This is a genomic window from Prosthecobacter sp. (genome assembly GCF_044227185.1).
Classification (GTDB): domain Bacteria; phylum Verrucomicrobiota; class Verrucomicrobiia; order Verrucomicrobiales; family Verrucomicrobiaceae; genus Prosthecobacter.
This window is the reverse complement of sequence record NZ_JBGAFO010000006.1, coordinates 410,608-423,010: the sequence shown is the minus strand read 5'-3', so window position 1 is coordinate 423,010 and position 12,403 is coordinate 410,608. Positions and strand designations below refer to the sequence as shown.

Here is a 12,403-nt window from a genome sequence, read left to right as displayed (position 1 = left end):
CATACCAGCTTGTGCCATCCAGACACACGCGGTCCCGGCCCGGAATGAGGCTCACTTCTCAAAACGCTTCATGTCGATGAGCTCCAGGGCGCGCATTTTCTGAAACGCAGGCTGATACACCTCCCAAAGCTCCTTGCGCGTGCCGGAGACCATCACCACCGCCATGTCCAGCCCGTCGCTGCCCCAGAAAAGCGAATAAAGCACGTGAAACGGGCCTTCCTCCACTTCGAGACAACTGCGGGTGAAAAGCCCCTGGTCTTCGGCACCGCAGCTTTTGATGACCTTCACACCTTCGGCCTTCTTCTTCCCGTCCATAAAGTCCTGAAGGAACTGGCGGGCGTTTTTGCCTGTCCCTTCCTGGATGCCGGTGAAGAGCTGGATGCGCACCCCGGTGACGTAGGGCTTCTTGCCAGAGTCCGTGTCCTCGCGTGTCAGCGTCCACTCATACTTCGGCCCGCCGTGGTTTTCCTCATAGAACCAGCCGGCGGGTTTGGCGATTTTCCCACCCATGGGTTCGAGCACCTGGGTCTCGAAGCTCTTCGGCGTGGCCTCAAAGTGAAACTCCTGCGCCGAGACGCTGGAAACGGGCTGCCCTTTCAAGCTGGCGGGCTGAAAGCGCCATTCGTGGATCGCTTTCAGCGCCGCCGCATTGAGGCGCTCATCGTCGGTCTTGAGGATCGCCGGCGCGGCGGCCTGCCCTTCCGCCGTGACCACATAGGAGGCGAGCACGTAGCCGCCGAGGTACTCCCCCTCGGGCGTGCGGGCGAAGTGCGGAAGACTCCCAGCGGTGGGCTTCGGCGGGGCGTAGTCGGGAGAATCCTGGAGCCTCACGATGGTATAGGCGGACTTCAACACCGCCTCCGCGAGAGTGTCGATTTCCGTGACGGGGCCGGAGATGGCGTTGTACACCGTGGGCTTGTCCGCGGCGGTGGCGGTGGCGATGCCGGCGGCGAGAAAAGTGAAGCGCAGCCAGGCGCCAAAGCATGGTTGGGATCTCATCGTTCAGTGCAGGGTTCGGGCGTGGATGGCGCGCGGGCGTGAAAACCAGCGCCTGTGCCGCAGCATGCCCTGGCAGTGGCGGACAGGGCAAGCACAAAACCTGAGCGCGGTGTGAGACTGGAAAAAACAAAGGCGCGGCATGCCCTCGTTCGAGGCATGCCGCGCCGCATTCAGCCCTCCCCTTCCCCCATCACCGCGCTGCCAGGGTCACACTCCGCGCGTGCACCGGCAGGCTGGAGGGCTTCAGCCCGTGCATCTGCAGCCGTGGCAGCACCACTGGCAGAGCCTGCAGAATGCGCGGATGAATATCGTGCGCCAGAATGATGCCCCCCGGCTTCAGCGTGCGCTCGATGCGCTGGGTGATGGCCTCCGCGCTGCTCAGCTTCCAGTCCTCGGTGTCCACATCCCACAGCACCGTCTCATAATGAAACACCCTGGCCACCCACTGCCGCTGCGCCGGCTTGATGGCCCCATAGGGCGGACGGAACACCGTCGGCGCGCGCCCTGTGATCTGCACGATCACATCATGCGTGCGCTGGATTTCACTCCGCACCTTCGCATCTGAAAGCTTCGTCAGGTTCGCATGCGACCAGGTGTGATTGCCGATCTGATGCCCCTCCGCCGCGATGCGCCGCACCAGCTCCGGGTATCGCACGGCATTTTCTCCCACCAGGAAAAAGGTCGCGCGAATCTTGTTCGCCTTCAGCCAGTCCAGCAGGGCGGGTGTGTACAGCGGGTGCGGCCCGTCGTCAAAGGTCAGGTGAAAGCCGCTGTCCCCCGCGCCCTGTTTCATCGCCAGGCCCTTCGCCGTAAACGTGTCCGCCGGCATCAGCGTTCCCAGCTTCACCTCGCTGGCCGCGGCCTGGTGCGCGGCAGCCTGCGGTTTCGCCGTCCAGTGTTTCACCAGTGCGGCCGCGCCCACGATGACCGCCAGCCCCGCCCCTGCGCCGGCAAGCAGCAGGCGCCTCCACCAGCGCCGCGTGGGAGCGGAATTGTTTTCGGGAGAAGCAATCAGGTCTGTGTCAGAGTTCATGGCAGTAAGGAGTCAGTTCGGGTTCGACGTACCAAAGAACACCCGTCTTCAATTTTCCGGCGCGCCTGCAGCCCTTCCTCGAAGCCGCGCGATTTTTGTCACCGCCGGCAAAGCTCAGCGCCCCGTGAAACCGAAAGCACCCCAGAAAAACGGATGCGCCGCCCCCGCCGTCTGCCTGCGGGAGGCGATGATCTGCCGCTGTGCTTCGCGCAAAGCCGCGGAGGGCGGCAGCTTCCGCGCCAGCCCCTGGAAGAATTGCTGCATGAGCTGCGTCGTCTCGTCGTCCGGAATGGCCCACAGCGTGTCCATCACGCCCCGCGCTCCGGCCAGTTGAAACGCCTGCCGCAGCCCCGCCACCCCTTCCCCGGCCTCCGTCTTCCCCAGCCCCGTTTCACAGGCGCTCAGCACCACCAGCTCGCAGCCCTCCAGATCCACCCCCAGGATTTCCAGGCCGGAGAGCACGCCGTCATCCAGCACAGACCATGAGGAGGCGGCACCTTTGCCCCGCAAATTGCACCCGGCCAGCAGCAGCCCGCAGCGCAGCAGCGGATTGTCCGCCTCGCCGCTGCCCTTGGTGGCGGTGGCTGGCCCGCCGAGATCCAGTATCACGTTCGCCTGCGCTGTCTGCGACGCTGGAAAATAAAATCCGTGCGTGCTCATCATCAGCACCCGCGGATGCTGGATCGTTTTGAAGATGTCCTCCAGCGCCTTGTCTCCCGTGAGCAGCCCCGCCTCCGCGCCGGCATAAGCCCCCAGCGCGGGTGCGATGGCCTTCGCCTCCGCCGCAGTGCCTGGCAGCCGCTCCACTTTCGGCAGGGCTGGCAATGTTCCGCGCATGCCGCTGCGCGCCGCGGCGGGCGCCTTCACACCGCGCTGCCCGCCCCGCAGCGCCTCCAGAGACTTCTGCGCCGTCCTCGGAGACAGGTCAAAGTCAGGATCTGCCATGATGAGCGGCGCTGTCCCGGAGACTGCATTCGCGGGCCGCGTCAGCTCCCGCCCGGAGGCCACCTGGCAGATCTCCAGCTTCTCCACAAGGTAGGCCCCCTCCGCCGTGGGCAAAGACGCCCAGGGCACCAGCCACAGCGCCGCGTCTGGCGCCATGTAGCAGCGCTCCACCTCCTTCAGCGCCGGAAGCAGCGGATCCAGCACGAGCTGCGCCACGCCGCGCGCCGCCGCCTGCAGGCGCTTTTCCGCCGCCGCCTCTCCCTCTTTGACAATGTGCTCCGGCGCCTCGCTGATCTCCTGATGCAGGGCCGCCACCGCCTGCTCGATCTTCCCTGCGTCCCCCAGATTCACCACGGTCGTCACCCCCTGGCGCGGAGGCGGAATGAGCCACGCCACATAAATCTCTCTTCCGGCAGACAGTCGCAGCTTCATCATCTCGATGAGACAGCTTCGCGCCGGCAGGGCCTGCCGGATCATATCGAGTTCGCTCCAGGCCCCGCCCACGGTTTCAGGCGTCCCCAGCGCCCGGATCTCGCGCACCAGCCGGTCCTGCTCCGCGGCAAGGCGGGTCATCTCCGCGGTCACATGCGCGGCAGGTCCATCACTCCAGGTCATTTCCGCCATCAGGCTGCGCACCGTTTCCAGCTCGGCCAGCATTGCCTGCACACGCTCATTTTCCGCATGGCGCGAGATCTTCGCCAGATTCGCCTGCAGCTCATTGGCCAGGTTCTTGGCATTGAGCACCCATTCCGCCGTCGCATGGATCACACCCTGGTCCGCCTGCGGCTCCAGCGCCCAGGCCAGGTGCCTGTGGAGATCCGCCGCATACGGCCCCTGCAAAAACTGCAGCCGCTCGCTCTCAGAGCGCACCAGCAGCATCTTGTTCAAGCGCTCGCGCATCAGCCGCCGCAGGCTCTGCGCCGCCTGCAGCGCCTCATACGCGTGGCCTTCCTCACGGCCGGAATCGGCTTCGATCAGCAGGGCCAGCGCCCGCGCCTGGTCAAAATCTCCCGGGCACTGCTCCAGCACGCCACGCGCCTCCGCCGCCAGCCGCCGTGCTTCAGCAGCATGCCCCAGCCGCTGCTCCTGCAGCGCCAGGTTGATCCTCACAAAGGCCGTCCGGTGATTCCGCGCACCCAGCGTTTGCTGAAACAGCTCCAGGCTCCGGCGGTACGCATCCCCGGCCTCCTGAAACTTCTTCTGCACCGCGTAGATCGCCCCCAGGTTGTTCCACGCCGCCGCGCCGTAGGCCTTGCTTTCAGGATACCGCCCCACGATTTCCAGCGCCCGCTTCTCCAGAGCCTCCGCCTCGCCCAGCCGGCCCTTGATGCGCTGGACGGTGGCCAGATCCTCGATGCTGTCCACCAGTTGCAGCGCCTCTTTGCCATGCGCCGCCTCCAGCAGGCGCAGGCGCCTCTGCAGCACCGGCGCCGCCGCGTCATAGCGCTCCGTCAGAAGATAAAGCCGCGACAGCCCTCCCAGCGTGTGCGCGATGTCCGACTCTCCCTTCCCGCCCTTTTCCAAAATCGCCAGCGAACGCTGGTACATCTCCTCCGCCTGATCATAGCGCCCCTGCTGCTTGCGCAGATTGCCAAAGCCCTCCAGCACATTCGCCAGCTCCACCGAGTTCTTGCCAATGCTTTCCGCGATGAACTTGGCGCGCCCCAGATATTCCTCCGCCTCCACAAAGCGGCCTGAGGCGGAGCACAAGTCCGCGAGATCCCGCTGGCTCACGATCAAATGAGGATGCGCGGCTCCCAGCCGTATCTCACGAATCCGCAGGCTGCGCAGCAGCAGGCTCTCCACCTCGGCATCCTTTCCCAGCGTTGTGCACACTCCCGCCAGAAGCTGGCAGGTGCCCGCCACGCTCAGGTCCTCCGGTCCCACCGTCGCCTCGCGCGCCGCCAGCACCTGCCGGTACAGCGCCTCCGCCTCGCGCGCCCGGCCCAGTTCCGAATAAACCTCCGCCAGCTCCTGCGCGGCTTTCAGCGTGTACGCATCATTCGCTCCGGATGTCCTCAGCAGCACCGCATGCGCCTGCACCAGATGCGCCTCCGCCTCCCCCAACTGCCGCAGCTCAGAGTGGATCAGGCAGCCGACCTCCAGCCGCTCCCTGGCCGTCTCCCCATGCTCAGGCCCAAACTTGTTTTCAAAAACCTCCAGCGCGCGCCCATGCCACTCCAGCGCCTCCTTCGGGTGCTTCCAGCGCTGGTAAAAGAAAGCCAGGTTCCGCGCGTCCGTGCCCAGTTGCACCTGCCCCGCGCCCATCATCGCTTCATGCGTGCGGTAGGTCAGCAGGTATGGCGCCTCCGCCTTCGAGTACTGCTGGCTTTCGTCATAGCTGATCGCCAGATTCGTCGCGGCAGAGGCCACATAGCGCCCGTTGTTCTCCCTCTGCGCAAGGTCCACCGCATTGCGCAGCAGCGGGATGGCCGCGCCAAACTCCTTCCGCGCCACCTCCTTCCCGCCCTGCTGCGCCGCCTGCCGCGCCAGATTGAAATGATTCGTGCCCTGAAAATACGCGATCGAAAGCGGCCGCGCCGGCACCAGATTTTTCGACGACACCCACCCCGACACCCCGCCCACCGTCACCAGCCCCCACGCCCCGTTTTCAGCCAGCGCCTGGATGCTCACCACCTGCCCCATCGCCAGCCGCCCGATGACCTGCCCATTCTCCACCATGTCCGCCACCGGATCCGCCACAATGTAGCGGCTCGGCGCATTCTGCCCCAGCACGCCCACAGTCCCGGCCATGAGCACCGCAGCGAGCAGCGCGAAAAATCGACAGCTTCCACTCATGGACGGCGACTGTGAAGGAGCATCAAGGTTTTGGCAAGCGGCGCCCTGCACACTTCCATCGTTTCCGTCTTTTTATCCGGTTATTCAACTTCATGTTCCTCGGCTGGAACCCTGTCTTAACCTCAACGGTGTGATGTTGATGATTTCGAACGCTTCCAAAGGAGCTGAACAATGCTTGCACCAAGAAGTATCCATACAATCCAATTTAGGGAGAACAGATCAGCGAGCTGGGCCTTGAGATGAGCAGCACCCCACTGCTCAAACTGGTAAGGTTCTATCTTGGCCCGATACGTGCAAATACACTGGAACGCTACAGCACTTGACGCGATCGCAAGCAGCGTCAGCACAGGGAGGGCGAATAGTGGCTTGTTTCTCCGAAGACCTGCGGCATGAGCCGTGGTACTCACCAGGAGAAGCATGGCGGAAAGAATGGAAAAAGTCAAAAAAACCTGCTGGCTGTTTGATATATGCCACCAGTTCTCGTCCTGCCCAAATTGAAAAAATTCAAGATAGTTTGTCTTTTCGCGCAGCTCACCGAAATAGACCAAAGCAGGGGTTCCTAACGCGATACAAAAGGTGATGCAAACCCAAAAAATCGCGCCATTGGAGGAGCCTTCCTGAAAATCACGCGGCTTGTCAGTGGATTCAGGCTTCGCCTGGATTGGCAAAGCCGGTAACGTCAGACGGCGTTGCTGATCACCAAACACTTCACTCTCTTGAAGGTTCGGTTTTTTTTCAGCCGCCGGTTGTCTATCGCTTTTTGGGAGAGCGGCGGTCGCCGTTTTCGGCACAGGCGCGGCAGTGGCTTGCAGAATGGCTGCGGCATTCTTCGGACGTTTCTCGCGCTCCTTTTCCATGCACGCCATCACTACGGCCTCCCACGCCGCCGGCACCGGCTTGCCGGTGGAGGCATTCACCTCGGCTCTCCGTTGTAAAATGGAAGGAGGCACCTTGTCACGCACCTGCGTCTCCAGCGCACCGCCGATGAAGGGCGGGCTGCCGCTGAGCAGATCGTAAAGCGTGGCTCCCAGCCCGTAGATGTCATCACTGGCACTCGGCGGGTCGCCCATGACCTGCTGCGGGCTCATGTAGGGCAGAGTGCCGCTGCTGTCCTTGCCCGTGAGCTGGCTGAAGCTGTCTCCAATGCGGCGGCTGATGCCGAAGTCCATGATCTTCAGCCTCTGGCTGGCCGTTTCAATCATGAGGTTCTGCGGCTTCAGGTCCCGATGCACCCGGCTTTCTCCATGCGCATAGTCCAGCGCCATGCAGGCCTCCCGCACCCAGCCTTCGATCTCCGCCGGTTCGAAAAAGCCGTCCCCCGCTTCCTCGATGCGTTTCGCTTGCAGCTCCGCCAGGCTCCTGCCCTCCACCACCTCCATGATCACCGCGCTTTCCATTTCCGCCGGGTCGTGGGCAAAGTCGAAAATGCGCACGATGTTCGGATGCGCCAGGCTCGTGCCGGCAATCGCCTCCCGCTTCAGCATCGCCACAGAGCGCGCATCCGCCGCCACCTCCGGCGGTGCAAACTTCAGCGCGCGGTGCACGCCCAGTTCATTGTCCTGCGCCAGCCACACCTCCCCCATCCCGCCACGCCCCAGCGGCCGCAGCAGCGTTTACCGCCCGCCAAACAACTTCCGCCCCTGATGATAGCGCGGAGCATGAGACGGGATCGTCGGTTGATCAAAGGGATCAAGGGACATGAGGAGAAATGATGAAACCAGAATGGCGAAGGAAACTTCCCCACCACTACCACCCCATCCACCCCAGCAGCACATCGATGCGCTGCGCGAAGTTCAGCACCACCCCGTTGGGCGTGCGGCGCATCCGTTTGGACTGCGGATCGTACATCTGCTCCATATTGCCCGCGGAGATGATGCCGACGACGTCCCCTTCTTCATCAAACATCGGGCTGCCGCTGGCACCGCCGGCCACGCCGAGGTCATGCTTGATCAGCATGCGCTGCGCGGGGTCGTCGCTGTGCCGCATGTGCCAGTCTTCCAGAGAGGAGATCACCCCTTTTTTGGCGATCGCCTTCGGCCGTTCCAGATTCGTGCCGCCACCGGCCAGGTGCTCCATGGGGAAACCCAGATAGGCCACCGCCTGAAGTTCGCGCAGGGCAAAGAGCTTGCTGCGCCCCGCGATCGGCAGCCCCGCGTGCGGCGGCGGCGTCTCCAGCTCCAGCACCGCCACATCGTAGGACGGCAGCGGGTATCCCTTCGCCTCGCTCTGCGCGTACTCGGGGTGCATCAGCACGCGCCGCACCTTGCAGGGCTCCGTCTGGCCGGAAAAAATCACCCAGGCGCTCATCCCCGCCTCTGTCTGCGCCTCATTCACCCCTTCCGCCACGTGCGCATTGGTCACCACCACGCCGCGCCCGGCGGCGATCCACGCCGTGCCCATCGGCACCGGGTTCCCCGTCTCCACCCCTGCCACCACCACGCCCACACCCGGCAGGTACCGCTGTGCCAGCATCTCCAGGCTTCGGCCGCCAGAGTTCATGCCAGAATACCCCGGCGCCGGGCTCGGCTGCGGCATGTAGGAGGGCATGTAAGACGGCGGCGGCGGCTGCGGCATGCCATACCCCGGGCCATAGCTGTGCGTGGAGGAAGAAATGACCACCACGTCTGGCAGCGGCCGCAGCATTTCCAGCGCCCGGATCACCTGGTTCCCCTGCGTCGGCGGCAGCACCCCGGCGGCTATCGGAGACGGCACATCCTTGAGCCCCTGGCCCAGGTCCACCATGTTCCTCATTTCCGCGGAAAGGCGCTCCAGCTTGAGCTTTTGCATCTTCTCCATCGCCTCAAACTGTCGCTTGCGCATCTCATCCAGCATGACCAGGTCGCGCTTGTCCTCCTCATCCTCCCAGTCGCGGTCCTTGCGCTTGATGTCGATCTCGTAGTCCTTCTCGATCCCGCGCACGCGGCCTTCCGCGTGCATGGCGGCGGTCCGCTCCGCCTCGCCCAGCTGGATGCGGCGCATGCCGATGATGTGCTCCCGCTCCATGGAGGTGAGCGTGTACTCGTGCGTCCAGCGGTCCAGTTGCTCCTTGAAGGCAAACTCGTCCTTGATCTCCCCCAGCTTGTGCTCCGTCTCCAGCTCGCGCTTTTTCTTGCTCCAGTCGAGCTCCCGCTTGGTCTGGGTCAGCCCGCCCTCCGCCTCCCGCACACGGCTGATCTCCGGCGAGTCCACACGCACATCCTCCACACCGCGGAAGCGCAGGCCGTAGTCTTCCAGCAGCCCGGGCAGCTCCGCGCCCAGCGCGGCCTCGATTTCATGCCGCAGCTCCGTGGAGCGCGCGACCTCCGCCACGCCGAGCTTTGACAAATGACGGCGCAGGATCTCCGCCACGCGCGCGCTGTGCGGCAGCATCAGATCATCATCCCGCACCAGATCGCTCCCGGCCGGCAGCATGCGGCGGGTGAAGAGCCCCAGGTCCGCCATCTGCACCGTCACCAGCACCGCGGCCTCCACGGCGGCGAAGTCCTTGGTAAACAGCGCCGCGGTCCCCCCCAGGCTCACAAAGCTGCTCACTGGGTCCGCCACGGCGATGATGGCCTCCACAAATCCCCCGCTCTTCCCGCCGTCCAGCAGCCGGTCCCAGAAACTGGTCTGCGGGTGGTATCCCGCGTCCAGTTTGCTTTTCATCACCCCATTGCTGTACAGCGCCCCCAGCGTGCCTTCATCCACCTGGATGCCGTTGCGCAGCCGGTCCTGCGGAGTCTCGATGGTCACACGCATGGCAAAGACGCCCGGCGTGCGCCGCCAGCGGTCGCTGTAGATTTCATCCCGCGGCTGCGCGGCCACGTTCGCCTTGCAGCTCCAGCAGAACTGCGAGTCCGCCGCCACACTGACGCCGCAGGTGTTGCACTTGCGCCAGGAGTTGGCGCGGCCCGCCCCGCAGTGGCGGCAGAACTGCGCCGCTTTTTCAATGCGTTCGCCGCAGTTGCTGCATTTCTCAGTAAAAAAGAATTTGAGAAGGGACATAGGATTAGAATGATGAATGAGATAGGACGGGAAAATGCCCGAGGCAACCGGCGGGCTATTCCACCACATTGAAGGCGCTATGCAAGAACCACCGCACGCTGCCTGCGGCCGCCGCCGACACCCGGGCCACGGGATTGTTCGGACCGTATTCGACGTAGAGAAACTGGCTGAGCATGAGAGTTCCGAGAAAGATGAGCAGTGTTTTCATGGGTGTTGGAAGGGCTGTTCATCCACTTTAAGAAGCCCCGCCGCGCGTTTTCCGGCTCTTTGCACCATCCGGCCGGTAAAAAATCTGCCTCATGTACCCTCCCTCCCACTGCGGGACCATCGCCATTCGAGCGGTTTGCCTTCTTCGCCAGCACCGCTAGGCTCCGTCCCGTTCGTCTTCCCATGACCTCGTTCATTCAATCAGAGCGACTCGATCTGGTGCCCCTCTCGCCGGAGTTCATGCGCGCCTCACTCCGTCAGGATCTGGCCGCGGCGCAGCAGCAGCTCCCGGCGCGGCTTCCGGCGGAGTGGCCCGGAGATGCCGGCGGGCTGCTCGCGCTTCGGCTCGGCCAGCTTGAGGCGGATCCATCTTATCAGCCCTGGTGCCTGCGTGGCATGTGCCTGCGGGAGGCCGGCCTCATGGTCGGCTACATCGGCTTTCACACCGCTCCGGGGGCCGCATACCTGCAGCCCTATTCACCCAGGGCGGTGGAGTTTGGCTTCACGGTGTTTCCTTCATTCCGCCGCCATGGCTATGCGCGCGAGGCCTCCCAGGCGCTCATGAACTGGGCGCATCACTGCCACGGCGTGAGCGAATTCATCCTCACCATCAGTCCGCAAAACACCGCCTCCTACGCCCTTGCCGCCCAGCTTGGATTTGTCCGCATCGCTTCCCATATCGATGAGGTGGACGGTCTGGAGGACATCCTGGAGCGCTGCATTTGACCCCGCAAAACCCGCATTGACGTGCTCAGGCGCTCTCTCCACACTCGGGGGCGGTTAAGGATTTATGTGCATGTTTTTTTCGGAATATCCGCTGCCGGTCTTCTTTTCGTCACGAACCCACTCAACATTCCATCCATGAAATCACACCTCAGCGCGCTCCTTTTCCTCCTGCCGGCCCTTCCCTTCACCACCGCCTCCGCCCAGCGGGAGTCGTTTGATGCCACCACCACCCGCAAGGCGGAGATCACCATCATTGAGGTCCTCGCGCCGCCGCCCTCCGGCTCCGCGCTCCGCGAAGGCCGCATCCCCGGCGGCGGCACCGCCCGCCTGACGACCTCCAAAAAATCCGTCACCTTTGACAACATCTTCTTCAAGTTTGATTCCGCGGAGCTGCGCGACCGCGCCTCCGAGCTGCTGATCGACGACATCGCCGCCGCGCTGAAGTCGCCCAAGCTCAAGGACGCCCGCTTTCTCATCGAAGGCCACACCTGCGACCTGGGAGAGGACGCCTATAACCTGGACCTCTCCGCCCAGCGCGCGGACACCATCCGCCGCCTGCTGATCAAGCGTGGCATCAGCGCGCAGCGTCTCGTGGCGCTGGGTTTTGGCGAAACTGAAATCGTTGACCCCGTGAAATCCGGCGACACCGCCGCCGAGGCCGAGACCCGGCGCATGAAAAGCCGCCGCGTGGTGCTGCGCCGCATCCTGCCGGAGAAGGCCGCTGGAAAAAAATAGCGCCCGCCCCGGAAAAAGCTCAGCCCTCACTCTTACCCCATCATCATGAAGACTCACACCTCACGCCTCGCCTGTTCCTTCCTGCTGGCACTGTCCGGACTTGTTTCCACCCAGCCATGCCGCGCCGATGTGCCGCCCTCCCGCTTCGAGAAAAACTCCGGCAACGCCACGATCCAAAAACCCGCGGATGACAAGGCCGCGGGCGAAGCCCGCGCCGAGGCTGACTTCCTCAAGGAAGTGAAGGCGGGCGTGCAGATCACCGAACTCGGCTGCATGCGCGCCACGTTTGTGTTTGATGAAAACGCCGAGGCCTTTGAAACACGCGTCACCGAAGCCTTCAGCGACGCCGACTTCCGGGTCTTCTCCAAGGGCAGCGTCATCGATGGCCGCGTGGAGCCCAAGGCGCTGCAGGACATCGGCAACGACCGTCTGGCCGACCTCGTGGTCTATACCAAAGTCTCCGGCCGTGAGAAGCCCAAGCTCGGCAAGCTCAGCCTCTACGAGGCCGAGGCCACCGTGCAGGTGTACAACCCCATGTCTGAGGAGCTTCTGGTCAGCCAGACCGTGCGCAAGGACGGCGAGCGCCACATCGACCCCGAAGTGGCGCTGCGCTCCGCCTTTGAATCGGCCGTGGACGCCGCCGTGAAGGAAGTGATCGTGAAGACCCTGGAAAAGGCGCACAAGATCCTCGTGCATGAGGCGCAGCTCAAAGGCGTGCAGGACCACCAGCACCTGCTGCAGATCATGGAGTACACCGCCAAGCTCAAAGGCGTGTACCACGTGCGCCAGCTCACCTATGACAAGGCCACCAAGCTCGCCGTCATTGAAATCATCGGCGCGCCGCAGACCGAGAGCTTCTGGCGCGCCTACATGGAAAACCTGCCCAAGCACGAGAAGTGGATCATCAACGTGAAGCACATCCGCATCGTCCAGAACGAAAAGCTCCGCCAGAAAAACAAAGACTGGATGAAATGA

General features: G+C 63.7%; 9 protein-coding genes. 3 read left to right on the top strand and 6 right to left on the bottom strand.

Going from position 1 to position 12,403, the window contains the following annotated elements:
• Positions 1-51: 51 nt before the first annotated feature.
• The 6 genes from ACILSQ_RS16645 to ACILSQ_RS16620 form a co-directional block, all read right to left on the bottom strand.
• A complete protein-coding gene (locus tag ACILSQ_RS16645) occupies positions 52-999 on the bottom strand; it encodes an energy transducer TonB (protein WP_395744781.1) in 948 nt (315 codons plus the stop codon).
• Positions 1,000-1,189: 190 nt separating this feature from the next.
• Complete coding sequence (locus tag ACILSQ_RS16640) at positions 1,190-2,032, bottom strand: polysaccharide deacetylase family protein (protein ID WP_395744780.1); 843 nt, start codon at positions 2,030-2,032, stop codon at positions 1,190-1,192.
• 114 nt (positions 2,033-2,146) lie between these two features.
• Positions 2,147-5,776 carry a CHAT domain-containing protein gene (locus tag ACILSQ_RS16635; protein ID WP_395744779.1) on the bottom strand — a complete coding sequence of 1,210 codons (3,630 nt, stop codon included), beginning with the start codon at positions 5,774-5,776 and terminating at the stop codon, positions 2,147-2,149.
• Positions 5,777-5,898: 122 nt separating this feature from the next.
• A complete protein-coding gene (locus tag ACILSQ_RS16630) occupies positions 5,899-7,374 on the bottom strand; it encodes a serine/threonine-protein kinase (RefSeq protein ID WP_395744847.1) in 1,476 nt (491 codons plus the stop codon).
• A 148-nt stretch (positions 7,375-7,522) separates the two neighbouring features.
• Complete coding sequence (locus ACILSQ_RS16625) at positions 7,523-9,760, bottom strand: trypsin-like peptidase domain-containing protein (protein ID WP_395744778.1); 2,238 nt, start codon at positions 9,758-9,760, stop codon at positions 7,523-7,525.
• A gap of 55 nt (positions 9,761-9,815) precedes the next feature.
• The gene (locus ACILSQ_RS16620; RefSeq protein WP_395744777.1) at positions 9,816-9,968 is read right to left on the bottom strand and encodes a hypothetical protein; all 153 of its coding nucleotides are present in this window, start codon (positions 9,966-9,968) and stop codon (positions 9,816-9,818) included.
• A 182-nt stretch (positions 9,969-10,150) separates the two neighbouring features.
• On the opposite strand from ACILSQ_RS16620, the gene ACILSQ_RS16615 reads away from it, so the two are divergent.
• From ACILSQ_RS16615 to ACILSQ_RS16605, 3 genes are all read left to right on the top strand, one after another.
• A complete protein-coding gene (locus ACILSQ_RS16615) occupies positions 10,151-10,693 on the top strand; it encodes a GNAT family N-acetyltransferase (protein ID WP_395744776.1) in 543 nt (180 codons plus the stop codon).
• Positions 10,694-10,828: 135 nt separating this feature from the next.
• Positions 10,829-11,428 carry an OmpA family protein gene (locus ACILSQ_RS16610; protein WP_395744775.1) on the top strand — a complete coding sequence of 200 codons (600 nt, stop codon included), beginning with the start codon at positions 10,829-10,831 and terminating at the stop codon, positions 11,426-11,428.
• 45 nt (positions 11,429-11,473) lie between these two features.
• Positions 11,474-12,403, top strand: coding sequence for a hypothetical protein (locus ACILSQ_RS16605; protein WP_395744774.1), 930 nt, complete (start codon positions 11,474-11,476; stop codon positions 12,401-12,403).